The organism is Brevibacterium moorei (assembly GCF_024580735.1).
Taxonomy (GTDB): Bacteria; Actinomycetota; Actinomycetes; order Actinomycetales; family Brevibacteriaceae; genus Brevibacterium; species Brevibacterium moorei.
The window spans coordinates 111,519-137,817 of sequence record NZ_JANIJX010000005.1 but is presented as its reverse complement, the minus strand read 5'-3'; the positions used below and the strand labels follow the sequence as shown (position 1 = coordinate 137,817).

At 68.4% G+C, this 26,299-nt stretch carries 21 protein-coding genes; 14 read left to right on the top strand and 7 right to left on the bottom strand.

The genetic code is table 11. The annotated features are described in order from the left end of the window. Positions 1 to 94: 94 nt before the first annotated feature. The 4 genes from NQ034_RS05435 (at position 95) to NQ034_RS05420 (ending at position 6,227) form a co-directional block, all read left to right on the top strand. Entirely contained in the window at positions 95 to 727 is a 633-nt protein-coding gene (locus NQ034_RS05435; RefSeq protein ID WP_257047499.1) for an ABC transporter ATP-binding protein, read from the top strand. Beyond that, a complete protein-coding gene (locus tag NQ034_RS05430) occupies positions 727 to 2,250 on the top strand; it encodes a hypothetical protein (protein ID WP_257047498.1) in 1,524 nt (507 codons plus the stop codon). Before NQ034_RS05435 ends, NQ034_RS05430 begins: the two co-directional genes overlap by 1 nt. A 69-nt stretch (positions 2,251 to 2,319) precedes the next feature. Continuing rightward, positions 2,320 to 3,561: a heparan-alpha-glucosaminide N-acetyltransferase domain-containing protein gene (locus NQ034_RS05425; protein WP_257047497.1), complete on the top strand. Its 1,242-nt coding sequence runs from the start codon at positions 2,320 to 2,322 to the stop codon at positions 3,559 to 3,561. 134 nt (positions 3,562 to 3,695) lie between these two features. Next, positions 3,696 to 6,227 (top strand): heavy metal translocating P-type ATPase, encoded by a 2,532-nt coding sequence (locus NQ034_RS05420; RefSeq protein WP_257047564.1) that lies wholly within the window; start codon positions 3,696 to 3,698, stop codon positions 6,225 to 6,227. Positions 6,228 to 6,235: 8 nt separating this feature from the next. Here the strand turns inward: NQ034_RS05420 and NQ034_RS05415 are convergent, their stop codons facing one another. Genes NQ034_RS05415 through dapB form a run of 4 tightly spaced genes read right to left on the bottom strand, consistent with a single transcriptional unit; the run spans position 6,236 to position 9,632 of the window. Then, the gene (locus tag NQ034_RS05415; RefSeq protein ID WP_257047493.1) at positions 6,236 to 7,066 is read right to left on the bottom strand and encodes an SDR family NAD(P)-dependent oxidoreductase; all 831 of its coding nucleotides are present in this window, start codon (positions 7,064 to 7,066) and stop codon (positions 6,236 to 6,238) included. A gap of 49 nt (positions 7,067 to 7,115) precedes the next feature. Next, positions 7,116 to 8,414, bottom strand: coding sequence for a hemolysin family protein (locus NQ034_RS05410; protein ID WP_257047492.1), 1,299 nt, complete (start codon positions 8,412 to 8,414; stop codon positions 7,116 to 7,118). Further along, on the bottom strand, positions 8,407 to 8,883 hold the full coding sequence (locus NQ034_RS05405; RefSeq protein WP_257047491.1) for a tetratricopeptide repeat protein: 477 nt from the start codon (positions 8,881 to 8,883) through the stop codon (positions 8,407 to 8,409). Before NQ034_RS05405 ends, NQ034_RS05410 begins: the two co-directional genes overlap by 8 nt. Beyond that, positions 8,883 to 9,632 (bottom strand): 4-hydroxy-tetrahydrodipicolinate reductase, encoded by a 750-nt coding sequence (dapB, locus tag NQ034_RS05400; protein WP_257047490.1) that lies wholly within the window; start codon positions 9,630 to 9,632, stop codon positions 8,883 to 8,885. Before dapB ends, NQ034_RS05405 begins: the two co-directional genes overlap by 1 nt. A gap of 193 nt (positions 9,633 to 9,825) precedes the next feature. On the opposite strand from dapB, the gene NQ034_RS05395 reads away from it, so the two are divergent. The 6 genes from NQ034_RS05395 to lpdA all read left to right on the top strand — a co-directional run bounded on the left by NQ034_RS05395 (position 9,826) and on the right by lpdA (position 17,520). Next, positions 9,826 to 11,151, top strand: a complete 1,326-nt coding sequence (locus NQ034_RS05395; RefSeq protein WP_257047488.1) for an MFS transporter — start codon at positions 9,826 to 9,828, stop codon at positions 11,149 to 11,151. A 106-nt stretch (positions 11,152 to 11,257) separates the two neighbouring features. Next, on the top strand, positions 11,258 to 12,568 hold the full coding sequence (locus tag NQ034_RS05390; RefSeq protein WP_257047486.1) for an MFS transporter: 1,311 nt from the start codon (positions 11,258 to 11,260) through the stop codon (positions 12,566 to 12,568). 12 nt (positions 12,569 to 12,580) lie between these two features. After that, positions 12,581 to 13,702, top strand: coding sequence for a thiamine pyrophosphate-dependent enzyme (locus tag NQ034_RS05385; protein WP_257047484.1), 1,122 nt, complete (start codon positions 12,581 to 12,583; stop codon positions 13,700 to 13,702). A gap of 1 nt (position 13,703) precedes the next feature. Further along, positions 13,704 to 14,681, top strand: a complete 978-nt coding sequence (locus tag NQ034_RS05380) for an alpha-ketoacid dehydrogenase subunit beta (RefSeq protein WP_257047483.1) — start codon at positions 13,704 to 13,706, stop codon at positions 14,679 to 14,681. A gap of 28 nt (positions 14,682 to 14,709) precedes the next feature. Beyond that, positions 14,710 to 16,089: a dihydrolipoamide acetyltransferase family protein gene (locus tag NQ034_RS05375; protein WP_257047482.1), complete on the top strand. Its 1,380-nt coding sequence runs from the start codon at positions 14,710 to 14,712 to the stop codon at positions 16,087 to 16,089. A gap of 3 nt (positions 16,090 to 16,092) precedes the next feature. After that, the gene (lpdA, locus tag NQ034_RS05370) at positions 16,093 to 17,520 is read left to right on the top strand and encodes a dihydrolipoyl dehydrogenase (RefSeq protein ID WP_257047480.1); all 1,428 of its coding nucleotides are present in this window, start codon (positions 16,093 to 16,095) and stop codon (positions 17,518 to 17,520) included. Between the two features lie 129 nt (positions 17,521 to 17,649). On the opposite strand, the gene NQ034_RS05365 is transcribed toward lpdA, so the two are convergent. Then, on the bottom strand, positions 17,650 to 18,396 hold the full coding sequence (locus tag NQ034_RS05365) for a VOC family protein (RefSeq protein WP_257047478.1): 747 nt from the start codon (positions 18,394 to 18,396) through the stop codon (positions 17,650 to 17,652). A 353-nt stretch (positions 18,397 to 18,749) separates the two neighbouring features. On the opposite strand from NQ034_RS05365, the gene NQ034_RS05360 reads away from it, so the two are divergent. Genes NQ034_RS05360 through NQ034_RS05345 form a run of 4 tightly spaced genes read left to right on the top strand, consistent with a single transcriptional unit; the run spans position 18,750 to position 23,966 of the window. After that, positions 18,750 to 20,441, top strand: a complete 1,692-nt coding sequence (locus NQ034_RS05360) for a TIGR04028 family ABC transporter substrate-binding protein (protein WP_257047477.1) — start codon at positions 18,750 to 18,752, stop codon at positions 20,439 to 20,441. Further along, positions 20,438 to 21,388 (top strand): ABC transporter permease, encoded by a 951-nt coding sequence (locus tag NQ034_RS05355; protein WP_257047474.1) that lies wholly within the window; start codon positions 20,438 to 20,440, stop codon positions 21,386 to 21,388. The genes NQ034_RS05360 and NQ034_RS05355 overlap by 4 nt, the downstream gene beginning before the upstream one ends. Then, positions 21,385 to 22,239 carry an ABC transporter permease gene (locus NQ034_RS05350; protein WP_257047471.1) on the top strand — a complete coding sequence of 285 codons (855 nt, stop codon included), beginning with the start codon at positions 21,385 to 21,387 and terminating at the stop codon, positions 22,237 to 22,239. Before NQ034_RS05355 ends, NQ034_RS05350 begins: the two co-directional genes overlap by 4 nt. Positions 22,240 to 22,250: 11 nt before the next feature. Continuing rightward, a complete protein-coding gene (locus NQ034_RS05345; RefSeq protein WP_257047469.1) occupies positions 22,251 to 23,966 on the top strand; it encodes a dipeptide ABC transporter ATP-binding protein in 1,716 nt (571 codons plus the stop codon). Positions 23,967 to 24,105: 139 nt separating this feature from the next. Here NQ034_RS05345 and NQ034_RS05340 read toward each other — a convergent pair whose 3' ends face one another. After that, positions 24,106 to 24,732 carry a superoxide dismutase gene (locus NQ034_RS05340; RefSeq protein WP_257047468.1) on the bottom strand — a complete coding sequence of 209 codons (627 nt, stop codon included), beginning with the start codon at positions 24,730 to 24,732 and terminating at the stop codon, positions 24,106 to 24,108. Between the two features lie 231 nt (positions 24,733 to 24,963). Further along, the gene (locus tag NQ034_RS05335) at positions 24,964 to 26,298 is read right to left on the bottom strand and encodes a M16 family metallopeptidase (protein ID WP_257047467.1); all 1,335 of its coding nucleotides are present in this window, start codon (positions 26,296 to 26,298) and stop codon (positions 24,964 to 24,966) included. Position 26,299 lies beyond the last annotated feature (1 nt).

Below are 26,299 nucleotides of genomic sequence, written 5' to 3'. Positions count from 1 at the left end.
CCAGTTTAACCGGCTGCACCGCAGGTGTGCATGGCGGGACGCGAAAGTCGGTGACATCCGCAACACGATGACGCAGCATGGCAGACTTGCGGGCATGATGCATCCAGCGGATTTCGTCTCGGTCGAGAACGCCGGCGTCCCCGGCAGGCTGGCCCCCTTGACCTTCACGGTGCCGGCGGGCACTGCGAGCGCACTGACGGGGCCCAACGGCAGCGGCAAGACCACCGCGCTGCGCCTGGTCGCCGGGCTCGAGGCCCCCGCCGGCGGCCGCATACAGGTGGCAGGTGCCGCTCCCGACAGGCGCAGCGCGGCCTTCCGCGGCCTGGTCGCGACCTTCTTCGACACCACGCCCCTGGATCCCGCCCTGACGTTTTCCGAGCACGCCGGGGTCCTGGCCGCCAGCTGGGCATCCCAGGATCCCGGGGTGCGCGCCCGCTATGGCGATTACGCCGCAGCGCTGGGCGTGGCGCACCTGGCCGAACGTTTCCCCCATGAGATGTCCTCGGGCGAGCGCCAGCTCATGCGCCTGTCACTGGTGTTGGCCAGGCCGGCCCGGCTGTTGCTCCTCGATGAGCCGGAGGGCCGGCTGGCCAAGGGCGTGATCGGCGTGCTCGCGGGACTGTTGCGCGAGCGCCTGGATACCGGCGACACGGTCCTGGTGTCCACGCATCGACCCGATCTGGTCACGGGATTGGGCGCCGCCGAGGTGAAGGTGGGAGAGGCCTGATGGCCACGAGAGCGCACCGCGGCGCCGAGCTGGGCTACCGCGTCTATCTCCTGCTCATGCTCGTTGCCGTGGTGGGCGCCCCCTCCTATCTGGGGATGCTGGGCCTGGTCCGCGCTCGACTGGCGGTTCTCGCGGGGCTCGCCCAGCTGAGCGAGCCGCTGGCCCCGGCCCTGCTGGCAGGTTGCGCGGCGCTGGGTCTGAGCCTGGCCACGCGCGGCGGACTGCAGGCGCCCGGGGCGTTCCGGCTGGCGACCCTGCTCGATTCCCCGCGGGCGCGCTCCTCCTGGCTGCTGCCCCGACTGCTCTGGCCCGTCGCCGGTGTCGCGGCTCTGACCTGTCTGCTGTGTTCGATCCCGGCCGCAGCCGGTGCCGGGGCCTGGTGGACGGCCTGGGCCCTGCTGCTGATCTCCGGTACCACTCTGGCGAGTCTGGTCTGCGCGGCCGGCGTGCTCGTGGCCCGGCGCACCCTGTTATCCGCCCTGGGCGCGGCGTGGGCCCTGACGGCCGTCCTCACAGCTGTAGCCCTGAGCGGGGGCTTCGCCTCGGCGCGGTTCGGTGCGGCGTCCGGCTTCGCCGCGGCCCTGGGCTGGGCCTGGGCGGGTCCCGTGGTGTTCGCCTCCACGGTGGCCTGTGCTCTGGGCTGTGTACTCGCCGCAGGCGCGCTCGTCGGCGCACTGCGCCACCTCGACGAATCGGCACTGCTCGAACGTTGTGGGGCCGCATCCGCTTGGCGCGGGGCCATGCTGACAGGCGATCCGGTGGCAGCGTCCCTGGCCTGCGCCGAGGCCCCCGTCCACCTGGCGCGGCTGCCCCGGGACGGACGGGGCGGGCGGCGGAACACTGCGCACAGGTCCACAGCGTTCGCTCTGTTGCGCGCGGCGCTCCCCCGGGTACGGGCGACGGGTCTCGGCGCGCTGCGCCGGCCGCAGTCGCTGCTCCTGGCCGGGGTCGCAGCGCTCGGGGCCGGCCTCGCCCTGGGGACGACGGGGCTGGTCGACGAGCGGCTGCTGTGGCTGCCCCTGAGCTGTTTCGTCTTCCTGGCCAGCTGGGCCCGGGCCCCCTTCGATGCCGCGCTCAGTGCTGCGGCCAGGGTGCAGGAGTCCGATCTCTCCGGCCTGCCACCGGCTCTGGAGTTCACAGCGGTACTCGCAGTGCCGTTTCTCCTCCTCGCACTGCTCACCTTGCTGGGGACCTGGGCGCCTGCCATCGTGGGCCTCATCCCCGGATCCGGCGCCCTGTTGCCCCGTGCCATCCTGATGGTCCCAGCGCTTGTGGGGCTGCGCGTCCGCGGGCTCCTGGCCCCGCCCCTGCCACTGTCGCGGCTGGCCTCGATTCCCACGGCCTTCGGCGATATGCAAGGACTGCGGGTTCTGTCCTGGGTGCTCGACGGGCCGCTGCGCCTTGGCCTGTTGGCGGCATGCGCCGCGCTGGCCTGGTCGCATCCGCTGATCCTGGCGGCGCTGGCCGCAGCGCTGGCCTACTATGCCTGGTTCGGCGTGCACCGCAGGGTCCGCAGCGCCTGAGGTGTTCCACCGGGTGTGCCGGACCGCGGGCAGCACCGGGTGTGCCGTGTGCCATGACAGACTGGGATCATGAGTCGAGCAGACCCGCCCGTGCGCACTTCCCCCGCTTTCCGACTGGCGCCGCCGGGACGGGATCTGGGCGTCGACCTGGCCCGTGGCCTGGCCCTGTTCGCGATGTTCGCCACCCATATCCTGCCCTTGGCCGGTGCGGACGGACAGCCCGCCTTCGCCGGGCATTTCGCCGGGCGCGCCTCCGCGTTGTTCGCGGTGCTGGCCGGTTGCTCCATCGTCTTGTCGACTCGCCGCCCGCTGGGTGCCGGCCGCTTCGGCCAGGCCGCGGCGGGCCTGGTGGTGCGCGGTGTCATCATCGTCATCATCGGCCTGGCCCTGGGCGAGGTGACCAGTTTCCTGGCGATCATCCTGAGCGTCTACGGCCTCATGTTCGTCCTGGCCGCAGCCTTCCTGCCCGCGCCCACCTGGCTGTTGGGCGTGCTGGCGCCGGTCTGGCTGACGGTCTCCCCCGTTCTCAGCTTCCTCATCCGCCGCAGCCTGGGACTTGCCGCCGACCACCGTGTCCCCGACCTGACCTCCGCACTGCATCCAGGGGAGTTGTTCACCGCAATCGCCCTGACCGGCTACTATCCGGCCCTGCAGTGGTTCGGCTATGTGCTGGCGGGGATGTTCGTGGCCCGGTTGTTCTGCGGCGATCCTCACCGCGGTACCGACTCCCGGCAGCACGGACTCACCATCGACGCAGCGCTGGTGGCGGCGGGAGCAGTCCTCGCCCTGGTCGCTCGCGGCCTGTCCGCCCTGCTCCTGCCACTGGCCCGACCGGCGCTCGAGGCGAGCCTGGCCGGCCGGCAGCGGGACCTCGCGCAGATCCTGGTGGAGGGCAACTTCGGACTGACTCCCACGGATTCCTGGTGGTGGCTGACGATCTGCGCTCCGCACAGCGGCACACCGTTCGATCTGCTGCACACCGCAGGCGCAGCGCTCGCGGTGCTGGGACTGTGTCGGCTGATAGCGCGCGGTCTGAAACGCCCGGGGATCGGGCGGCAGGGTGCCGGTCCGTCCCTGATCCTGGCCCCGGTGACCGCACCCGGCTCGATGCCGCTGAGTATGTACGCGATCCACGTCGTCGTCTTGGAGATTACCGCGGCGGCGGGTCTGGCCGCCTGGCCCGAGTACGCGACCCACCTCCTTCTCCTGGCCGCCGTGGCGATTCTCTGGCGCGCCTGGGTCGCGCCGCGGGGCCCGCTGGAGTCCCTCATCCACATCGCAGTGTTGCCGGTGCGCGCACTGAGCCGGTGAGCCCGCGCGACCGCGCCGGGGTCCGCAGGGCCCGCCCGGCCCTCCCCGGACCCGGACTGCAGGCCATCTCACTTCACCTATACCCCCTGGGGGTATATGGTGGATGTGAGTGAGACAGAGGAGGACCCTTGGATATGCAGACCAGCCACACGGTCAGCGACCCCGTGTGCGGGATGACGATCGATCCGGCCACCGCCGCGGCCCACGAGGACGTCGGCGGTCACACCTATTACTTCTGTTCGGAGCACTGCCACCACACGTTCCTGGCCGATCCGGCCACGTACACGGGGAGCGCCGAACACTCCCAGCACGAAGGACACGGGCACAGCGCACACACGCACCACGGCGCCGCCGAATCCCACAGTGCACATGAGCACGAGGCACACGAGCACGATCCCAGCGCACACGCCGGGCACGACGCCCACGAGCACGCGCACCATCACACGGCCGCACAGACCACTGCGACACAGACGGCTACGGCACAGACCGCCCCGGCCGCCGGCGCCGCACATGGCACCACACATGGCACCGCCACCGAATACACCTGTCCGATGCACCCGGAGATCCGCCAGGACCATCCGGGGACGTGCCCCAAGTGCGGCATGGCCCTGGAACCCGTGACGGTCACCGCCGAAACCGGGCCCAATCCGGAATTGGTCGACATGACGCGCCGCTTCTGGATCTGTGCGGCGCTCGCAGTGCCGATCATGGTCTTCTCCATGCTCTTGCCCATGGTCCCGGCGCTGGCCGGCCTGGTCCCCATGGGGGTCTCGGCCTGGATCCAGTTCGCCCTGGCCACTCCGGTGGTCCTGTGGGGTGCCTGGCCGTTCTTCCGCCGCGGCTGGGATTCCGTCCGCCACCGCTCCCTGAACATGTTCACGCTGGTCTCCCTGGGCGTGGCCGCGGCCTATCTGTACAGCCTGGTCGCCCTCCTGGCCCCCGGTGTGTTCCCCGATTCGATGAAGATGCACGGGCACGTCGAGGTCTACTTCGAGGCCTCCGCCGTCATCGTCGCCCTGGTGGCGCTGGGCCAGGTGATGGAGCTGCGCGCCCGCGAGACCACCTCGGGCGCCATTCGGGCGCTGATGGATCTGGCACCGGCCACCGCGCTGCGGATCGAGGCCGACGGGACCGAACACGAGGTCCCCGTCGAGCACCTGCAGCCCGGCGATACCGTGCGAGTGCGCCCCGGTGAGAAGATCCCCGTTGACGGCACCGTCATCGACGGGCGCAGCAGCGTGGACGAGTCGATGGTCACCGGAGAGTCCCTGCCCGTGGCCAAGACCGCCGGGGACGCCGTCGTCGGCGGCACCGTCTCCGGCAGCGGCACCCTGCGGATTCGGGCGGAGAAGCTGGGCGCCGATTCGACCCTGGCGCGCATCGTCGACATGGTCGCCCACGCCCAGCGCTCCCGCGCGCCCATCCAGTCGCTGGTCGACAGGGTATCGGCCGTATTCGTTCCGACCGTCATCGCCGCAGCCGTCATCGCCTTCATCGTCTGGATGCTGGTGGGCCCGCAGCCGCGCCTGAGCCATGCCCTGGTCGTCGCGGTCAGCGTGCTCATCGTCGCCTGCCCGTGCGCCCTGGGCCTGGCCACCCCCATGTCGATCATGGTCGGGGTGGGCCGTGGCGCCAGAGCGGGCGTGCTGATCCGCGATGCCGCAGCCCTGCAGACCATGGAGCGCGTCGACACGATCGTCGTCGACAAGACCGGCACCCTGACCGAGGGCAGCCCCAGCCTGACCGGCGTCGTGCCCACCGGTCAGCTCGACGAGCAGCGGGCCCTGACATTGGCGGCGGCCGTCGAGTCGTCCTCCGAACACCCCCTGGGGGCGGCGATCACCGCTGCGGCCCGCGAGCGCGGCCTCGACGTGCCGAGCGCCACCGAGTTCGATTCGGATCCCGGCGGCGGGGTGCGCGCACAGGTCTCCGGGCACGAGGTGAGGGTCGGCAATGCCGGCTACGTCGCCTCGGCCGGGGACGACGGGCTGCCCGCCGAGCTGCACGGTCGGGCCGATGAGATGCGCGCCGATGGGGCCACCGCGGTCTATCTGGGAGTCGACGGGGAGATCGCGGCGATCCTGGCGATCGCCGATCCGATCAAGGAGACCACTCCCGCGGCGCTGCGCGAACTGCACGAGCAGGGACTGCGCATCATCATGCTCACCGGCGACAATGAGACGACCGCGCGGGCCGTCGCGCAGCGCCTGGGCATCGACGAGGTCCGCGCCGGCGTACAACCGCAGGACAAGAGCGATGTGGTCGGCGAACTCACCGCCGCCGGGCGGACCGTCGCGATGGCCGGCGACGGGGTCAACGATGCTCCAGCCCTGGCCCGGGCACATGTCGGCATGGCCATGGGCACCGGCACGGACGTCGCGATGGAGGCCGCCGGCATCACCCTGTTGTCGGGTGATCTGGGCGGGATCGTGCGCGCCAGGTCACTGTCGCGGGCCACGATGCGCAACATCCGGCAGAACCTGGTCTTCGCCTTCGTCTACAACGCGATCGGCATCCCGGTCGCGGCCGGCGTGCTGTACCCGGTGTTCGGACTGCTGCTCTCGCCGATGCTGGCCGCGGCCGCCATGGCCCTGTCCAGCGTCAGCGTCATCACCAATGCGGCGCGCCTGCGCCTGGTGCGCCTGGAGCACCGCGCGGCGGACTGAACTCGCTGCTACCAGTCGATGCCAAGCATCTGCGAGCACCGATCCCAGTGTTCGGCGACGATGTCCGGATCGTAGACCTGGGGTTTGGTCAGCCCGATCCGGCCCGGCGCGCGATAGTACTCGCCGGGCTGCCAATCGGCCTTCGGATTGCCCTCGATGAAGAACCGGAGGCGCTCGCCGGCCGTTTCCGGCGAGTCGAAGAAGCCGCTGAAGGCTCCCGTGTAGAGCGTGTGCAGATAGCCCCTGGCCTGCGCGGCGAAACTCGTCCGCACGAGCCCCGGATGGAAGGCCACAGCGGAGACGCCCCGGGAGCGAAAGCGCTTGTGCAGACCGCGGGTGAAGATGATGTTCGCCAGCTTCGCATTGCCGTAGGCACGGTTCGGGGTGAATGCCCGCCAGGTGTTCAGGTCGTTCAGATCGAGGCGGGCATAGAGCCGGGCGGCGATACTGGCGGTGTTGACGATGCTCGCCCTGCTGTCGACGAGGATGTCCATGAGCTCATGGGTCAACAGCATTCCGGCCAGATGATCGACTTGGAAGGTCCGTTCGTACCCGTCGACGGTCAGCGCCCGGTCCTTGAACAGCGCTCCGGCGTTATTGGCAAGCACATCGATCCGGTCGCAGGTCCGCCGCAGTTCGGCTGCCAGCGACCGGACCTCGTCCAAGCACGCGTAGTCGGCCACATGGTGTTCCACGCCGAGGGACTGTGCGATGCGCAGGGTCTTCTCCGCCGACCGCCCGATCAGGATGAGGCGGACGTCGCCGGCCGCGAGCTGCGCCGCAGCGGCCGCACCGATCCCATCACTGGCACCGGTTATCACAATGGTTCGAAGCGCCAACGGCGCACCCCCTGCTCGGTGTCCGGTCCTCGTGTGGGTCCAGCGTAGCCTAATCGCCCGTTTCCGGGCCCTCGTGCGGCCCTTCGGCCTGCTGCACCGAAACCCGCGAGATGCGCCTGCCGTCGACCGCTGCGACCCGCAGCAGCGCATCACCGATCCGCACGACATCGCCCACGCGCGCCAGTCGGCCCAAGCGTTCGACCATGAGACCCGCAACGGTATCGGCGGTCCCGCGCGGCAGTTCCAGACCCGTGGCCTCCTGGAAGTCCACCAGGTTCAACCGGCCAGACACCGTGCCACCGTGCCCGGCGGCCAATTCGGTGCGGGCGTCGTATTCGTCGAACACCTCGCCGACGACCTCCTCGACCAGGTCCTCGAAGGATACGATTCCGTCGGTTCCGCCGTATTCGTCGACAACCACCGCGATCTGGTCGCCGGCCGCGCGCATTTTCGTCAGGGTCGGCAGCACCCTGGCAGATGAGGGCACGAACAGGATGGGCCTGATGATTGTGGTGATGGATGCCTGCGGATCCTGCAGCGCCGCCTCGAGCAGATCGCGGACGTGGACGAAGCCGGCGACGGAGTCGAAGGACTCACCGACCACCGGATACCGGGAGAAGGGCTGTTCGCGCACGCGTTCGGCGGCCCGGCCGATGCTCAGGTCCGCGTCCAGCGTGGAGACGGCCGGCCGGGGCGTCATGACCTCGGAAACCTGCCGACCCCGGAGCGAGAGCACATCGTCGAGCATCTTGCGTTCGGCCGCCGGCATCCGTTCATCGGCTGCCACCAGACTGCGCAGTTCCTCGTCGCCGACGGCCTGGCGCTCCTGCTGTGGGTCACCGCCGAGCAGTTTTACCACCAGGTTCGTCGATATCGAAAGGAACCAGATGACCGGGCGCAACAGCCGCGCCAGGCCGCCCACCAGGGGGCCCACCGCATAGGCCAGCCATTCATTGCGCTGCAGGGCGATGCGTTTGGGCGCCAGTTCCCCCAGCACCAGGGACAGGTAGGAGATGATGAGGGTCAGCAGCACCGTGGCCAGCACACCGGCGACATTGGCCGGCGCCCCCAGAGCTGTGAACAGAGGGGCGACATAGGGTGCGATCGCCGAAGCGCCGAAGGCCGCAGAGGCGAATCCGGCGACCGTCACGCCGATTTGCACGGCGGACAGGAAGGTGTTGGGGTTGCGCGCCAGGGCGGCCAGTTTCGCCCCGCGGGGCCCACGGGATTCGAGTTCGGCGATCTGGCCGGCGCGCAGGGTGACCAGTGCCATCTCCGTGGCGGAGAAGAACCCGCCGATGAGCACGAAGACGAACACCAGCACGATGTTGAGGACGAGCTCACCCATGACCGGCCCGACGCTGTTCCCGTTCCAGCCCGATCGCCTTGCGCATGTTCTCCCTGGCGCGCTTGCGGTCGCCCGCCGCATCGTAGGCGCACGAAAGGTTGAACCAGGACTTCCACTCATCGGGCGCGGCCGAGGCCTCGGCCCGGTACTTTTCGAATTCCGCATCCGCGGCGGCACGGTCGATCCGACCGCCCGGGGAGCGCGGCAGATCGTCCACCGGCAGTTCGCCCCGGGATTCGAGGATGCCGGCCAACCGCTCCATGGAGGTGCCGAACATGAGTTCGCGGATCAGCGCCCAGGCGCCGATGATGGGCAGGACGACCAGGGCCGCTCCCATCACCTTGGCGATCGGCTGGGAGTCGGTGAGCATGATCCAGGCGCGCTGGAGCATGAAGACGAAGTACAGCAGCAGGCCCAGCGATACGATGAGCGCGCCGATCTTCGCCTTGGACATTTTGAAGGCCGCCATCAGATGTCCAGCACCGTCTCCAGGCCCACGCTCAGCCCCGGGTGCGCGGCGATGCGCCGCACCGCCTCGATGATGCCGGGCATGAACGATTCGGTTGCGAAGGAATCCGTGCGGATCGTCAGCGCGTCGTGGGCCGAGCCGAAGTGGATCTCCTCGGTCGCGTTCATCCCCAACTGGCGAATCGAGTGCACGTGGATGCCGTCAACCACTGCCCCACGCCCGCCCAGCGGATCGGAGGCTGTGGCGTCCGGCACCGCGGACAGGCCCGCGGTGGTGCGCGCCGCGGCGATGCGCTGGGCCGTGGTCACCGCGGTGCCCGAGGGCGCGTCGAGCTTGCGCGGATGGTGGATCTCCACCACCTCGGCGGAATCGAAATAGGGCGCGGCGAGTTCTGCGAACTTCATCGCCAGCACCGCGCCGATCGAGAAGTTCGGCGCCACCAGTACACCCACCCCGGGGTGGGTGTCCACCAGCTCGCGCAGCGCGGCCAATTTGTCCGCATCCCAGCCGGTCGTGCCCACCACCGTGTGGATGTCATGACCCACCAGGAAGCGGACATTGGCCTCGCTGGCCGCCGGCACCGTCAATTCGACGGCCACCTCGGCGCCGGAGTCCAGTACCGTCTCCAGGGCGTCGCCACTGCCCAGTGCGCAGGCCAGCTCCAGCCCCTCAGCCGCCTCAATCGCCGCCACGGCGTGCGAGCCCATGCGCCCGTGCGCCCCGATGACCGCAACCCGGATGTCTGCCATTACGTGTCCTCCCACCAGATGGAATCAGGTTGAAACCGCAGCCCGCCCTCGGGCCGGGCCCCGTCCCATTGTTCCAGACAGCGCCACCACCTGGAACGGGACCGGCCCACACCGCGGTGTCGGCGGGATCACACCCGGCGTAGTCTGAGCTGTGACCACGTGGTTCATCGGGCCGGCGACGCGAAGGACGGCAATGTTCAAACAGATCCTCTGGCCGGTCCTCGTCCCCTCCGTGCTGGTCAACATCGGCCTGGGCGCAGTGGTGCCGGTCCTGGTGCTCGCCGCGCTGAGCGTGGGGGCCACTCAGGCCTTCGCCGCGATCATCGTGGGCCTGGCCGGAGCGGTCTCCCTGGCCGGCACCGTGCCCGCGGGGATCCTGATCGACCGACTGGGAGATCTGCGCGCCATGCTCGCCGCCACCGGCGCCGCGATCGTCGTCACCGCTGCCACGGTGTTCGCCCTGGCGGCCGATCAACCCTGGTCCCTGGCCGTCTACACCCTGTCCATCATGGCCCGCGCACCGATCAACGACGTGTGGACACTGGCCCGCCAGGCCTATGTCGCCGACACCGTGGAGCCCCGGCACGTGAGCCGGGCCATGACCGCCCTGGGCGGAAGTATGCGCGTGGGCAATCTGGTCGGCCCGATGCTCTCCGCGGGCCTACTGCTGGTCTTCCCGATCTGGACGGTCTTCGTGTTCTCGGCGTTGGCCGCGCTGGCCGCCGTCATCGTCATGTCCCTGCCGATCGGCCGGGCCACACCCAGGGCCCGGGGCCCGGTCGCCGGGGCACCTGCATCGGAGACGGCACCGCAGCGTCCGACCGGCCCGGCAGCCGCCGACACCGCCGCAGGCGGCAGCGCCGCCGGCTCCCCGGCGGAGTCCTCTCCGCATTCGCACGGCCCACGCATCAGGGACTTGGACGTGCGCTGGGACTCCGTCTGGTTGGCCGGGATCGGCATCGCGACGCTGACGGTGGCCAGGGCCGGTCAGCCGATCATCGTGCAGCTGTGGGGCGTGCACATCGGGCTGCACGAATCGGCGATCTCCCTGCTCATCGCCCTGGGCGCCGCCCTCGAACTCATCATCATGTTCCTGGGCGCCTACCTCAAGGACCAGCTGGGCCGCACCACGACACTCATCACCTGCCTGGCCGTGTTCGGCGCGGGCTTCCTCATCATGGTGCTACTGCCCACCGGCGGCGGATTGATCGCAGCGGCCATCGTCATGGCGCTGGGCAACGGCCTCGGCGCGGGCATCAACCTGACCGTGGGCGCCGATCTCAGCCCCGAGGCCGGCCGCGCCAGATTCCTGGGCGTGTGGGCACTGTTCAACAACCTCGGCAAACTGGGCGGCCCATCGCTGATCTCCGTGCTGATCGCCGCCTCCGGGATCCGCTTCGGGATCCTGGCCACCGGGGTCACGGCGGTGGCCGGTGCAGCCTGGGTTCTCGTCTGGCGGCGCCGGATCGGCCTGCCGGGCCGCCAGCGCAGAATCGGGACACCCCCGACCGATCAGTGAGATTTTCTCCGGAAAAACCCTCCGACCCCTTTTCTGAACGAGCATCCAGCGTTATAGTGGAGCCATTTCTACCGAACGTAGAACCACCTCAACACGAAGGAGTGTCATGGCCGTTCAGGCTTCCGACGCTCCGGCCCTCGCGGGCCGGGGCAGGGTCCTCCTGGGCACTGTACTGGCCCAGCTGGGGCTCGGCACCGTCTACTCCTGGTCCATCCTCAACCCGCCTCTGGCACAGCGCCTGCTGGGCGACCACACCCAGACATTCGGCATCGCGATCACCTTCTCCATCATGATGATCTGCCTGTCGGTGTCCACTCTGTCGATCGGCTGGCTGCAGGCCAGATTCGGCGTCCGCAAGGTCCTGGTGGCCTGTGGCATCGTGCTGGCCTGCGGACTGTTCGTCTCCGGCTTCGTGGGCAATGTCTGGCTGCTCTACCTGTTCGCCGGGATCGTCGTCGGCGCCGCCGACGGTGTGGGCTACCTGCTGAGCCTGACGAACTGTCTGCGCTGGTACCCCGACAGGGCCGGCACCATCTCCGGGGTCTCCGTGGGCGCCTACGGCGTGCCGGCCGTCATCCTGCCCTTCGTCGTCACCCCGGTGCTCGGGGATGCGGCGTCCGGCTACCCCGGGCTGACCATGTGCTTCATCATCTGGGCGGTCGTCGCACTGCTGCTCATCGCCGGCGGCGGACTGCTGCTGCGCGATGCCCCGCACACGGGCAACGCCGGTCAGGCAGCCGGCGAATACACCCGCGGGCAGATGCTGCGCACGCCCCAGTCCTATCTGCTGTTCATCGGCATCACCGCGTTCTGCTTCGCCGGCCTGTTCATCATCGGCAACGCCGGCGGCGCCGCCCTGTCGGGGCCCACGGCCACTGACCGGCCCACGGCCTATCTGATCGGCACCGCGATCAGCCTGGTGTCGCTGGTCGCCGTGGTCAACACGATCGGCAGGTTCTTCTTCGGCTGGCTCTCGGACCACATCAAGCGCACCCTGATCGTCGCCGTCGCCCTGAGCGTCCTGGCGGTCTTCGCGCTGCTGTTGGGTCTGACGTGGCTGCCCAGCCCCTGGCTGTACATCCTGGGGTTCCTGTTCTTCGGCGCGGCCTTCGGCGGGTGCATCACCATCTACCCGGCCATCGTCGGGGACTTCTACGGGCACAACAACCAGTCGAAGAACTACTCGGTGATCTACCAGGGCTTCGCGGCCGGCGCCGTGATCACCCTGATCTTCAATTCGCTCATGGCCGCAGGCGCCCTGACGTTCGGCACCGCGCTGCTCATCGGCTGCGCATTCATGGCCCTGGCCGCGGTAATCCTGTTCGCCATCAGAGCGCCCGGCGCACCACCACAGACCGGCGGCCCGGACGGACCGGCGCCCGCCACACCATCGACCACACACGTCACACAGAAGTAGGAGGCACATACCATGACGGAGCAAACCGCCACCCCGGTCGTCGACTTCGCGGCGATCAGGGATTCCCAGGGCAAGGACGTCCAGGGTCCCATCAGCGTGCTCGACGAGAACCACAGGATCGTCGACCAACAGGTCTTCGACACCTTCACCGACGAGGACCTGACCGACCTGATGCAGAAGATGCTCTGGGAGCGCACTCTGCACGACCAGACCACGATCTTCTCCCGCCAGGGCCGCCTGGGCTTCTATGCCCCGACCATCGGACAGGAGGCCAGCCAGATCGGCAGCGTCACCGCGTTCGAGGCGATGGACTACCTGTTCCCCACTTACCGCGATCTGCCCCAGATGATCCAACACGGGGCCATCACCGTCGAACAGGGTTTCCTGTGGTCGCGCGGCCACGTCGAGGGCAACCGGATCGCCGACGGCGTCCGCAGCTGGTTCCCCCAGATCATCATCGGCGCCCTGCACGTGCAGGCCGCAGGGGCGGCCCTGGGGATGAAGATGAACGGAGAGCCGAATGTCGCGTTCTCCTATTCCGGCGACGGCTCGACCTCGCAGGGCGATACCTATGAGGGCCTGAACTTCGCCGGGGTCTACCGGGCGCCCCTGGTGATGATCATCCAGAACAACGGCTGGGCCATCTCGGTGCCCCGCGAGCGCCAGACCGCGTCCCGGACCCTGGCACAGAAGGCCTCGGCCGCCGGTGCCCCGGCCGTCCAAGTCGATGGGATGGACGTGCTGGCCGTGCACGCGGTGGCCAGGGCCGCGCGCGCATACGCAGCGGCGGGCAACGGTCCGGTGCTCATCGAACAGCTGACCTACCGCTTCGGCCCACATTCCTCGGCCGGCGACGATCCGAGCCGCTACCGCACCCACGATGAGGAACAGCCCTGGCTCGAACGCGATCCACTCAACCGGATGCGCGATCTGCTCACCGAGAAGGACCTGTGGTCCCTCGAGCAGGAGGCCGAACTGACAGAGAAGTACAAGAAGGAGTTCCGCGCCGCCATCGCGGCCGCGGAGAAGGCGCCCAAGCAGACGGTCGAGGAGTTCCTGAGTAACACCTTCGAGGTCCCCACCCCGAACATCCGCGAACAGATCGCAGCAGCAGGCGAGCGGGAGGGAAACTGACATGACGACGCGTTCATACATCCAGGCCATCACCGACGCCCTGGACCTCAAATTGGCCGACGATGAGAAGACCCTGATCTTCGGCGAGGACGTGGGAAAGAACGGCGGCGTGTTCCGCGCCACCCAGGGCCTGCAGGACAAGCACGGCACCGATCGGGTGTTCGACACCCCGCTGGCAGAGTCCGGCATCCTGGGCTTGGCGATCGGGCTGGGCGCCACCGGCTGGCGCCCGATCCCGGAGATCCAGTTCATGGGCTTCACCTTTGAGGCCGTGGACTCCCTGGTCGGGCAGATGTCGCGCAATCGGTTCCGCACCGCCGGCGCGCTGACCCAGCCGATCACGGTGCGCACGCCCTATGGCGGCGGGACCCACACGGCCGAGCTGCACTCGGACAGTCTGGAACACCTGTTCACCGGAGTCCCCGGCCTGCGCGTCGTGGCCCCGGCGACGGCCTACGACGCCAAGGGGCTGCTGATCTCGGCGATCGAGAGCAACGACCCTGTGCTGTTCATGGAGCACCTCAAGCTCTACCGCTCCATCAAGGAGGACGTCCCCGACGGCATCTACCGCGTCCCGCTGGACACCGCGAATGTGGTGCGCGAGGGCACCGACATCACTCTGGTGGCCTATGGCGCCCAGGTCCACGAGGCGCTCAAAGCCGCCGAGGCCCTGGCCCAGGACAAGGTGTCCGCCGAGGTCATCGACCTGCGCACGATCTCCCCGATCGACACCGACACGGTCTTCGCCTCCGTGGACAAGACGGGACGACTGGTCGTGGTGCAGGAGGCGCAGAAGATGGCCGGGGTGGGCGCCCACGTCGTCTCCGCGGTCGCCGAGAACCGGATCCTGAGCCTCGAGGCCCCGATCGGGCGGGTTTCCGCGCCAGACTCCGTCTACGCCTTCGCCGCCGATGAACACGCCTGGCTGCCGAATGCCGACGGCATCGCGGCCAAGGCCCGCGAGATCCTTAGCTACTGAGCCAGCCACAACACGATTGGAGTAAGCAATGGCATTCACATTCACCATGCCGGAGCTGGGCGAGGGCCTGGCCGAGGGCACTATCTCCAGCTGGCACGTCAAGGAGGGCGAGACCGTCGCCGAGGACGACACGCTGGTCGAAATCGAGAACGACAAGTCCGTCTCCGAACTCCCCTCCCCCGTCGCCGGGACCGTGACGAAACTGGGGGCGAAGGAGGGCGAGACCGTCACCGTGGGGCAGATGCTCGTCGTCATCGACGACGGCTCCCCCGATGAACCGGCCGGTGACTCCGCGAGTGGTTCACAGAGCGCGGAGAAACAGGATGAGGATATGGCGCCCACCGGTCCCGCCGGAGCGTCCCAGCCGGCCGGCGCGGCCCCGGCAGGAGGTTCGGCCCAGGCTGCGGCCAAGGCCCCGGCCGAGGACTCTGCCAAGACTCCGGCACCCACCGAACCGCCCCTGGCCGCGGCCGCGGAACCGGCTGCGCGCGTGCTGGCCATGCCCTCGGTCCGCAGATATGCGAGGGAGAAGGGCGTGGACATCCAGGCCGTCACGCCCACCGGCTCCCACGGGCACGTGCTGCGGGCCGATATCGACAAGCTGGCGGGCGCGGGGCAAACCACCGAGCCGACAGCGTCCGGGACGCCCGCAACCGCGACCCAGGCCGCCGCTGCGACACCGGCTGCCCCTGTGGCGCCGCGCGAGGGCGACCGGCGCGAACCGTTCTCCGGCATCCACGCCGCCACCGCCAGGGCGATGGCGACCTCGCAGGCCACCATCCCGCCCGTCACCCTGTTCGGCGAGGTCGAGGTGACGAAGCTGCTGGCGCTGCGGCAGGCCTACAAGGAGCGCGCAGCCGACCGGGACATCCACCTGACCCTGCTGCCGTTCATCGTCAAGGCGCTGGTCGCTGCCCTCAAGGAGTTCCCGGCATTGAACTCCTCACTGGACATGGACGCGGGCGAACAGGTGTTCCACTCGGCGTACAACGTGGGCATCGCCACGAACACCGAGCGCGGGCTCTACGCCCCGGTGATCAAGGACGCCGATGCGAAGAACCTGTTCCAGATCGCCCAGGAGATCGGCCTGAACACCGAAACCGCCCAAGCCGGCAAGCTGACGGCCGAGCAGATGTCCGGAGCCTCCATCACGCTGAGCAATCTGGGCAGCGCGAACGGCGGCTACTTCACCCCGATCGTCAACGCCCCACAGGTCGCGATCCTGGGCGTCGGCCGGGCTGTGCCGGGGCCGTACGTGACGAAGAAGGGCAAGCTCAAGGTCGGCCAGATGCTCAAGCTCTCGCTGAGCGTCGACCACCGGGTGATCGACGGGGTGGCCGGCCAGCAGGTGCTCAACCTGCTGGTGGAGCTGCTGCACGATCCGAATCTGCTGCTGATGGAGGGCTGAACGATGAGCGAACTGGAAACCCACGGCACCGTGGTCATCGGCGCCGGACCCGGCGGTTACGTCGCCGCGATCCGCGCAGCCGAACTGGGCCAACAGGTCACCGTGATCGAACAGTCCGACACGCTGGGCGGGATCTGCCTGAACGTGGGCTGCGTGCCGTCGAAGGCGCTGATCTCCGCCGGTGAGCGGCTGCGCCAGACCAAGGACTCCAGTGTCTACGGGATCACGGCCGGGGACGTCTCATTCGACTTCACCTCGCTGCAGGACTGGAAGCAGCACAAGGTCGTAGACCGGATGACCCGCGGGGTCGCCGGCCTGTTGAAGAAACACGGGGTCGAGGTGGTGCGCGGTTCGGCCACGCTGGTCAGCGATACCGAACTGCACGTCATGCCGGCCGGCCCGCAGCAGTTCATGAGCGTGTCCGATCCGCGACGGATCGCCTTCACCGATCTGATCATCGCCACGGGTTCGCGCCCGGTGGAGATCCCCGGCTTCATGTTCGGTGGTCGGGTGCTCGACTCAACGGGCGCTTTGAACCTGCCCGAGGTCCCCTCCGAGTTCGTGGTGATCGGCGGCGGGTACATCGGGACCGAGCTGGCCGGGGCCTATGCCGACTTCGGCTCCCATGTGACGATTCTGGAGGGCACCGAGCAGATCCTGCCGAACTTCGAACCGGACCTGGTCAAGGTGGTCGAGAAGCGCCTACGGGCCAAGGGCGTGGACATCCTGACCGGGGTGCGCGCGCGCCGGGCCGATCAGCACGACGACGGGGTGCACGTGTCCTACGAGAAGAAGGGCGGACAAGAGCAGACGATCGCCGCCGACTACTGCATGATCACCGTGGGCCGGACCCCCAATTCGGATGCCCTGGGCCTGGAGGCCACCAGCGTGGAGGTCGACAAGCACGGACTGATCAAGGTCGACGAGCGCGGCTTCACCGGAGTCGATCACATCTACGCAGTGGGTGATGTGACGATGGGCCCGGCCCTGGCACATATGGCCTTCATGGAGGGCAAGACCGCGGCCGGCGCAATCGCCGGACGCCCGGACGCCAATGAGTACTTCAGCGTCCCGGCCGTGTGCTTCGCGGATCCGGAGATCGCCACCGTGGGAATGACGGCCGCGCAGGCCGAACAGAACGGACTGACGGTGACCACCTCGAAGTTCCCGTTCGCCGGCAATGCCCGCGCTGTCTCGCTGGACGAGGCGGAGGGATTCGTGCGCCTGGTCTCCACCATCGACACGGGCACCCTGGTGGGTGCCCAGATCGTGGGTCCGGGCGCCTCGGACCTGATCTCGGAGTTGAGCGTGGCGGTCAACTGTCAGCTCAACGTCGAGGACGTGGCGCTGACGATCCACCCGCATCCGACCCTGGGCGAACCGATCCAGGAGGCCGCGGACATCGCATTGGGCTATCCCACGCACCTGTAGTCCTGCGCCGAGCGGCCGAGTTGCTAAGCGGCCGAGTTGCAGGGACGGCCGGGACACGCCGGGGATTGAACCCCGTTGACGGCGCGGCCCGGCCGTTCGACGTCTCCGGGTCCTCTCCCCGGACAGGTCTCAGATCTGCTGGATGCCGTGTTCGGTCGACAGCTCCACCTGGCCGCCCGGGGTGCCGAGTACAGCGCGGTAGCCGGGAGTAGACGCCTGTTCGACCTCCGCCTCGATGCCCAGCACGGCCAGGGCCGCGGCGAAGGCCTGCGGATCGGGACCGAAGAAGGCCAGCTCCTCCAGCGTGGCGACCGCCGAACCGTTACCGTGCAGGCGCTCGGCGGGGTGTACCGAATCGCGCCAGTCGATCAGGAAGGGCAGACCGCCGCCGAAGGGTAGTGGCTCGTCTGCGGCGTGCTCGGCGCGGGTCAGACGCCACTGCAGCAGGCCGCCCTCCGGGGTCGCCCGCGACATCTCGTGCACCCGGCCGACGGGGACCTCGGCTGCGTGGGCGGCGTCAACCGTGGCGGGGAAGTCCGCGGGGTGGATCGCCCAGCGCTGCAGGTGTGCGGAATCGACATTGCCCAGCTGCGATTTGCCCAGTGCGGCACCGGCCTGCTGCGGGTCCGGGCCGAGGATCTCCAGGTAGGTCCGGGAATCGGCGGGCCAACCGGCCGGCACCACGGGGACCAGGAAATTCGCGGTCCCCAGACCCACGTGGGCTCCTCCGAATTCGGGGGCCAGGCCGGTCAGCCGGGCGAATTCCGCCGTGGCCTCGGCCAGGTTGGGCACGGCGTAGACCAGGTGGTCCAGTTCGGCCGGGATCTGGGTCGCGGGCGTCTGCGGAGTCGCTCCGGTATCGGTGTTCGAAGTCATGGCGCGAACCTATCAGAGGTCCGCGCCCGTCTCCGCGCCGACGCCACAGTGTGACATCGGCTGTGTCGCCGAGATGACACCCGATTAGGCACCGCCCGGGCTTCTGGGGTTCAATGGAGCAGTGAACTTCTCTGTGTCCGCCCGTCCGCAGTGCCTGTGCTGCTGGCGCCGTCTGCACATCGACCTGATGGCAGTCACCACCTGCTGCTGTCACTGACGCGACGCCGCTGAGCGTCCCCCGTCTCCCCCGTTCACATTCCTCAGAAAGACCTTTCGTGCCTCCTTTGCGCCCCTTTGCGCGCCCACATCGGCCATTCGACCATTCCACAAGCCAACAGGACTCGGGCGCCGGCGTGCCCCCGAGCAGTCCCGGACCCACCCGCCGCGCCGTGCTCGGCGCTGGCCTGGGCCTGACCGGCATGCTGCTGCTGAGCGCCTGCACCCACCCCGATACCGCGGTGCCCGCCGGCGCGAAGCCCGTGCCCGGCGGGGTACTCGACTATTTCGAACCGCAGAGCTGGACGGTGCTCTACCCGCCGGCAGGCGGTTTCTACCCCAACGGCGGAATACTCAACAACATCACCGCGCGTCTGCTCTATCAGGATCCGCAGACACTCAAGCTCTATCCCTGGATCGCCACGGCACTGCCGCGCATCAACGCCGACGCCACCGAATACACCTTCACGTTGCGCCCCGGCATCACCTACTCCGACGGCTCGGCGCTGACCGCGCAGAACGTGGTGGACAATTTCGAGCTCTACGGCCGCGGCGACAAGGCACGCGGCCTTGCCGTGTCCGAACAGGTGACGAACTACGCCGGCGGCGAGGTGCTCGACGAACACACCGTGCGCTTCCGCTTCTCCAAGCCGGCGCCCGGCTTCGCCCAGGCGGTCTCCACGATGAACTCCGGCCTGTTGGCCGACGCCACACTGAAGCTGGACTCCGCGGGCTTCGGGCCGGGAAGTGCGGCGAAGATCGCCACCTGCGGACCCTTCGCGATCACCGCTGAACGGGTCGGCACACTACTGAGTGTGAGGGCCAGGGAGGACTACGACTGGGCCCCACCGCACTTCAAACACCAGGGCAGGGCGTACCTGGACGGGATCGACTACCGGGTCAACAAGGAGTACTCGGTGCGCATCGGCTCCCTCGTGTCCGGCCAGGTGCAGGGTGTGCGCGACATCCAGGCGCCCGACCAGGCGCGCATCAAGGACAAGGGCCTGCAATTGGTGGCCGCGCCCACCAACGGGGTCAACAACAACATCTCGTTGCGCTCCCGGCACCGCCTGCTGGCCGATATCCGGGTCCGCCGGGCCCTCATCGCCTCGATCGACCGGCAGCGGATCCTCACCAAACTGTTCACCGACACCTACCCGCTGGCCACCGGGGTCGTCGCCCGTGGGGCCGCCGGCTACGTCAAGGCGCCCGATGATGCCTGGGTCCACGATGTGGATCGCGCGAACGCCCTGCTCGATGAGGCCGGCTGGGTGCGCGGCGCCGACGGGATCCGGGTCAAGGACGGTGCGCGTCTGGCCCTGCGCTCGAACACCGCCCTGCCCCAGCCGAGGTCCAAGGAGGTGATGACCCTGGTGCAGGAGGACTTCGCACGGATCGGCGTGGGCCTGAGCATCAACGACGGGGACCAGGTCCAACAGGACCTCGATTCCCAGGACATCGAGAAGGTCCAGGTCTACCACGCGATGGTGGCCAGGGCCGACTACGACGTGGTCGCCAGCGAATGGTCGATCAACAATCGTGACGCCCTGGCCAACCACGATGAGGAATCGGGTGCCTGGGGCGATGAGGAGGTCGAGCGGATCCTGGCCCGGATCACGGGTTCTGCCAAGGCGGCCGACCGCGAGCGCGCCCTGGCCGAGTTCCAGCAGCACGTGATCGACCAGGCACTGGTCCTGCCGCTGTTCGAGGAGCCGCAGGTCTTCGGCTTCCGGCAGGAGGTCCAGGGCTTCTTCACCGAGCCAGTGGGCCGGCCCACCTTCTACAACACCTGGCTGGCCGATGGTGCGGGGAGGGGTGAGGAGGCATGACCTCGACTCCGAAGTACATTCTGGCGCGCCTGGGCCAGGCGGTCCTGGTGCTGTTCCTGGCCTTCACCCTGGCGTCCCTGCTGCTGCTGATCCTGCCAGGCGACGGCGTGATGGCCCGGTTCTCCGATCCTGCGCTGGGCCTGTCGAAAGACGAGATCGCGGGCATCAGGGCGTCCTTCGGCGCCGACCTGCCATGGTGGCAGCAGTACGCCAGCACGCTGCTGGGCTTCCTGACAGGCGATTTCGGTTTCTCCACCCAGACGGGTGCCGCAGTGTCGACGCTGGTCTCCGCGGCCCTGCCCTCGACCGCGGTCTTGGCCCTGACGGGGTTCGTCTCCGCGCTGGTCCTGGCCGTTATCGTGACCCTGGTGGCCTCTTACGGCCGGTTCCGCTGGCTGCGCGACGTGGCCGATTCCCTGCCCAGCCTGTTCATCTCCGTTCCCGTCTTCTGGCTTGGCATCATCCTGGTCGAGTTCGTGTCCTTCCGGCTGGGCTGGATCAACGTGGTCGATCCCGGGCCCTTCGAATCGCTCATCCTGCCCTCGGTGACGATTGCCCTGCCGATCTCGGCGCCGATCGCACAGGTGCTCATCCGCTCCGTGGCCGAGGTCAGGGCCCAGCCCTATGTGCGCGTCACCCGGGCCAAGGGCGCCGCGGGCGCCTGGCTGTTCGTCCACGCGGTGCTGCGCAATGCGATCAGTCCCGCGTTGACGATCGCGGGCCTGGTGTTCGGCGAACTGGTCGCCGGCGCCGTGGTCACCGAGACCGTGTTCGGGCGCAATGGGATCGGTGCGCTGACCGCGCAGGCCGTGGCCAACCGCGACAATCCCGTGCTCCTGACGATCGTGGTGATCGCAACACTGGGCTTCGTCATCGTCAACCTGCTGGTCGATCTGCTCTATCCACTGATCGACCCGCGCCTGCGCACCCGGAAGGCGGCGGCATGAACACCCCGTTGAAGAACAACAAGGCTCAGCCACGCCGTACCGCGCTGCGGAACTCCCCCTGGCTCAAACCCCTGACCCTGCTGGCCGGACTCATCGTCCTGATCCCCGTGCTGTGGGCTCTGTTCCCCGGCCTGTTCACCGGCCAGGATCCCCTGGACGGCGGATCCACCGCTTCGCTCCTGCCACCGGATGCCCAACACTGGTTCGGCACCGATCAGGTGGGCCGCGATGTCTACGCCCGGATGGTCTACGGAGCCGGCCGGTCCCTGCTGGCGGCGATCATCGCGGTGGCCGTCGGTCTGGTGATCGGTACCGCGATCGGCGTGATCGCCGGTACTCAGCGCGGCTGGATCGAGGATGTGCTCATGCGCATCGTCGACGTGCTGGTGTCCATCCCCGGCATCCTGCTGAGCCTGTCGGTGGTCATCATACTGGGCTTCGGCACCGTGAATGTGGCCCTGGCCGTGGGAATCACCGCGATCGCCCAGTTCGCTCGGCTGGCCCGCGCGCAGACCCTGGGGATCGTGCGCAGTGACTATGTCGCGGCGGCCTACGGTTCGGGGGCCAATCACACGAAGGTGCTCATCCACCACGTCCTGCCCAACGCCTCGGGTCCGCTGCTTGCCCTGGCGGTGCTGCAGCTGGGCAGCGCGATCCTGCAGATCTCGACCCTGAGCTTCCTGGGCTACGGGACTCCCCCGCCCACCCCGGAATGGGGTCTGATCATCTCCGAGGGCCGCAATTTCGTGGCCACCGCCTGGTGGCTGACCGTGCTGCCGGGCATTATCGTGATGGCGGTCGTGGTCGCGACCAACCGCCTGGGCAGCGTCCTGCGGGAGGTAGGCGAATGAACACTGGGCGAATGAACACAGCGAACAGTACCCGGAACACCGTGCACGGCGATGACACCCCGGTTCTCGAAATCGAGGATCTATCGGTGGACTACCGGTCGCGCTCCGGTGACCCCGTTCCCGCCCTGCACCGGATCAGCCTGCGCGTGCCGGCGGGCCAGACCGCGGCGGTGGTGGGCGAATCGGGTTCCGGCAAGTCGACCACGGCCTCGGCGGCCTTGGGGCTGCTGGCCGGCAATGCGGAACTGTCAGGCGGCAGTATCCGCCTGCACACGGATTCCGGCACACACGAACTCACGCAGCTCTCGCCGCGGGCGTTCAAGCGCCTGCGCGGTAAGGAGATCGGCTATGTGCCGCAGGATCCGGGCAACTCACTCAATCCGGTCAAGACGATTCTGGGCAATGTCGAGGAGTCCCTGCGCATCCACACCGATCTGGACCGCACCGCGCGCAGACAGCGGGTCGTGGACCTACTGGAGATGGTGGGGATCGACCGACCGGAGCTGCGCGCGGGTCAGTTCCCGCACGAGCTCTCCGGCGGGATGCGCCAGCGCGTGCTCATCGCCTCGGCGATCGCACTGCGCCCGCGTCTGCTGATCGCCGATGAGCCGACGTCCGCACTGGACGTGACGGTGCAGAAGCGGATCCTCGATCTGCTCGATCGGCTGCAGGCGGACACCGGGATGGGCATCCTGTTCATCACCCACGACCTCTCGGTCGCCGCGGAGCGCGCGCAGACGCTCACGGTGGTCCAGCACGGCCGGGTGCGTGAATCGGGCCCGGCGGCCGGGATCATCGCACGTCCGAAATCGGAGTACACGCGCCGGCTGCTGGCAGATGTGCCACGGCTGGAGCTGGCCGCGCTCTCCGCGACCGAGGTTCCGGCGGGCGCTGCCGCGGACACCGCCGGGGCCACCGCTGCCACGGGTGATGGTGCCGGAACGACGGACCCTGCCGCCGAACCCGTGGTCGAGGTGCACGGCATCACCAAGGTCTATGCGCGCACCGACGCCGGAGTGATCGGCAGTGAGGACGTATCGTTCACCATTCCGCGCGGAAAGACCCTGGGCGTGGTGGGCGAATCGGGTTCGGGCAAGTCCACGGTGGGCAAGATGCTCTCGGGCTATCTCAAACCGGATTCCGGTCGGATCAGGGTCGCCGACATGCCGGTGACGGAACTGCCGCCGGAGCGCGACACCGAATACCGCAGGCGCGTCCAACTGGTGTTCCAGAATCCGGCGACCGCGCTGGATCCCAAACACACGATCGGGGCGAGCCTGGCAGAACCGCTGCGCAATTTCCGGATCGGGACCAGATCGGACCGCGCCGAACGGATCGCCGAGGCGCTGCGCATGGTCGCCCTCGATCCTCAGCTGGCCGATCGACGGCCCCGCGAGCTCTCCGGCGGGCAGCTGCAGCGGGTGGCGATTGCGCGTGCGCTCATCGTCGACCCGGATGTGGTGGTCTTCGACGAGGCCGTGTCCGCGCTGGACGTCACCGTGCAGGCGCAGATCCTCGAACTCATCACCGAGCTACAGGAACGAATGGGGCTGACCTATCTGTTCATCACCCACGACCTCGCGGTGGTAGCCCAGGTCGCCCACGAGGTGCTGGTGCTCTCGCATGCCCACGAGGTCGAATCCGGGCCGACCGCCCGGGTGCTGGCGAGGCCGCGCGATGAGTACACGCGTATGCTGCTCGACGCGGTCCCCCGCGGTCTGGATTGACCTGTTCCACCGACCCTGCTGTTCCGCAGGGCCCGGCTGAGTCCGAGTACTGAATATGCAACCGCCCCGCACCTGTTCCCAGGTGCGGGGCGGTTGTCATTCAAACGCCCGGTTCGGCGGAACCGGGGTCGTGTTCGACTCAGCCGAAGAGCAGGCCCTTGGTCTGAGCGGTGGCGCGGTCGAAGCGGCCCTGGACATCGGCCCAGTTGACGACGTTCCACCAGTTCTTCACGTAGTCAGCCTTGACGTTCGTGTAGTCCAGGTAGTAGGCGTGCTCCCACATGTCCAGCTGCAGCAGCGGGATGTAGCCGACCTGCACGTTGCCCTGCTGATCGTAAAGCTGCTCGAGGGTCAGACGCTGGCCCAGCGTGTCCCAGCCCAGGATGGCCCAGCCGGAGCCCTGGATCGAGGTGGCCGTGCCGGTGAACTGGCCCTGGAACTTGTCGAAGCCACCGAACTGATCGTCGATCGCAGCGGCGAGCTCACCGGTCGGCTTGTCGCCACCGTCCGGGCTCATGTTGTTCCAGAAGATCGAGTGGTTGATGTGGCCGCCCAGGTTGAAGGACAGGTCCTTCGAGAGCTTGCCGATGGTTCCGAAGTCGCCCTTGTCGCGGGCTTCGGCCATCTGTTCGAGGGCGGTGTTCGCGCCCTTGACGTAGGTCGCATGGTGCTTGTCATGGTGCAGTTCCATGATCTTCGCGGAGATGTGCGGTTCGAGTGCCGCGTAATCATACGGCAGTTCCGGGAGCGTGTACTGCTCAACCATGTGAATCCTCCTTGAGAGTATGTGATTGCGAGGGCGGGAAACCACCGGGGGCATCCCGCGCCATCACCTTCGACCTTATCGAAGGCCGTCGTGATGGACAACGCCTGCAGGGGCATTGAGTATTCCCTGTCAGCGAAATGGACCGTCCCAGACGCCATATGACCGGCATCTGGGACGGATTTCGCGGTGGACCCCGCTCGGAACGAGTTCATGTCTCAGAGGAGACCCTCCTCAGGGCAGGTGCAGATCCGTACGCGGGCCGATCGCCACCAGGGCCCGGGGACCGGCCAGCATCCGCGCTGCCAGGTCGCGCACCTGCGCACCGGTGACCGAACGCACCGCATCGACGATCCATTCGGCGCTGCGCAGCCTCTGCCCGGTCAGTTCGGAGCGGGCCAGGCGGTTCATCCGCACCGCCGTCGACTCCATCCCCAGCACAGTGGCGGCCGAGGCCTGGGCCGCGACATCGACGACCTCGGCGGCCGACGGGCCGAGGGCGGCCAGGCGTTCGAACTCCGCCTGGCACAGGTCGAGCACCTGCTGCGCCTTCTCCGGGGCGCACCCGGCGTAGATGCCGAAATCGCCCACATCGGGGTAGCGCGCACCCGTGCAGTACACGGAATAGGCCAGCCCGTGCTCCTCCCGCACGCTCTGGAACAGACGCGAGGACATGCCGCCACCCAACAGGGACTGCAGCACGGTGGAGGCGAACCGGTCCTCGCCCAATTCGCTCACACCCTCGAAGCCCAGCAGCAGCTGCTGCTGTTCGAGGTCCTTGCCCAGCAACTGCACGCCCGGGGTGAAGACCGAGGTAGCCCGCGCCGGGCGCGCGCCCGTGCCGTTGGCGCGACCAACGGCCCAGCCGGTAACCGCGCCACCGGCTGGAACCTCGGTCCCAGCCACCGCGGGCAGGTGCGCGGTGGCGCGCAGCACCAGGTCCACAATCTGCTCGTGGCCCGCCCCGCCGGCGGCCGCGAACACCAACCGTGGGCCCACATAGGCGTGCCTGTAGTGCTCCAGCAGCTCCCCGTGGCCCAGGTCCCGGATCCGCTCGCGGGTCGCGCCCACCGGCCGGCCCAGGGGCTGATCGGAGTAGAACACCTGGTCGGCGGTTTCGAACAGCACGTCCAGCGGGTCGTCGGCCGCCATCGCGAGTTCCTCGATGATGACGCCGCGCTCGCGTTCGAACTCGCCTGCGTCCAACAGCGCGTCGAGCACCATGTCCCACAGCAGATCGGTGGCCTGCGGCAGATCATCTAAGATGCAGCGGGCGAAATAGCAGGTGTAGTCCTTGGCGGTCACCGCATTGGAGTCCCCGCCCAACAGGTCGAAGATCCGCGCGATGTCCTTCGAGGAGTGGCGGTGCGTGCCCTTGAACAGCATGTGTTCGAGGAAGTGTGTGGACCCGGCGGTCTCCGGGGTCTCATCGCGCGAACCGGAATCGACCCAGACGCCCACCGTCTCGCTCGACAGGCCGGGCATCGTCTCCGTAATGACCCTGATACCCGAAGGGAGGGCAGTGCGGAAAACCCCACTGCCCTCCCCCAGGAGTGCTTCAGTATGCACT

What these genes read in the sequence shown, in the direction of transcription:
- NQ034_RS05375 (WP_257047482.1), top strand. Translation starts at nt 14,710, where the DNA reads ATGGCATTCACATTCACCATGCCGGAGCTGGGCGAGGGCCTGGCCGAG.
- NQ034_RS05355 (WP_257047474.1), top strand. Translation starts at nt 20,438, where the DNA reads ATGACCTCGACTCCGAAGTACATTCTGGCGCGCCTGGGCCAGGCGGTC.
- NQ034_RS05380 (WP_257047483.1), top strand. Translation starts at nt 13,704, where the DNA reads ATGACGACGCGTTCATACATCCAGGCCATCACCGACGCCCTGGACCTC.
- NQ034_RS05340 (WP_257047468.1), bottom strand. Translation starts at nt 24,732, where the DNA reads ATGGTTGAGCAGTACACGCTCCCGGAACTGCCGTATGATTACGCGGCA.
- NQ034_RS05350 (WP_257047471.1), top strand. Translation starts at nt 21,385, where the DNA reads ATGAACACCCCGTTGAAGAACAACAAGGCTCAGCCACGCCGTACCGCG.
- lpdA (WP_257047480.1), top strand. Translation starts at nt 16,093, where the DNA reads ATGAGCGAACTGGAAACCCACGGCACCGTGGTCATCGGCGCCGGACCC.
- NQ034_RS05395 (WP_257047488.1), top strand. Translation starts at nt 9,826, where the DNA reads ATGTTCAAACAGATCCTCTGGCCGGTCCTCGTCCCCTCCGTGCTGGTC.
- NQ034_RS05405 (WP_257047491.1), bottom strand. Translation starts at nt 8,883, where the DNA reads ATGGCGGCCTTCAAAATGTCCAAGGCGAAGATCGGCGCGCTCATCGTA.
- dapB (WP_257047490.1), bottom strand. Translation starts at nt 9,632, where the DNA reads ATGGCAGACATCCGGGTTGCGGTCATCGGGGCGCACGGGCGCATGGGC.
- NQ034_RS05435 (WP_257047499.1), top strand. Translation starts at nt 95, where the DNA reads ATGATGCATCCAGCGGATTTCGTCTCGGTCGAGAACGCCGGCGTCCCC.
- NQ034_RS05410 (WP_257047492.1), bottom strand. Translation starts at nt 8,414, where the DNA reads ATGGGTGAGCTCGTCCTCAACATCGTGCTGGTGTTCGTCTTCGTGCTC.
- NQ034_RS05430 (WP_257047498.1), top strand. Translation starts at nt 727, where the DNA reads ATGGCCACGAGAGCGCACCGCGGCGCCGAGCTGGGCTACCGCGTCTAT.
- NQ034_RS05385 (WP_257047484.1), top strand. Translation starts at nt 12,581, where the DNA reads ATGACGGAGCAAACCGCCACCCCGGTCGTCGACTTCGCGGCGATCAGG.
- NQ034_RS05420 (WP_257047564.1), top strand. Translation starts at nt 3,696, where the DNA reads ATGCAGACCAGCCACACGGTCAGCGACCCCGTGTGCGGGATGACGATC.
- NQ034_RS05425 (WP_257047497.1), top strand. Translation starts at nt 2,320, where the DNA reads ATGAGTCGAGCAGACCCGCCCGTGCGCACTTCCCCCGCTTTCCGACTG.
- NQ034_RS05365 (WP_257047478.1), bottom strand. Translation starts at nt 18,396, where the DNA reads ATGACTTCGAACACCGATACCGGAGCGACTCCGCAGACGCCCGCGACC.
- NQ034_RS05345 (WP_257047469.1), top strand. Translation starts at nt 22,251, where the DNA reads ATGAACACAGCGAACAGTACCCGGAACACCGTGCACGGCGATGACACC.
- NQ034_RS05390 (WP_257047486.1), top strand. Translation starts at nt 11,258, where the DNA reads ATGGCCGTTCAGGCTTCCGACGCTCCGGCCCTCGCGGGCCGGGGCAGG.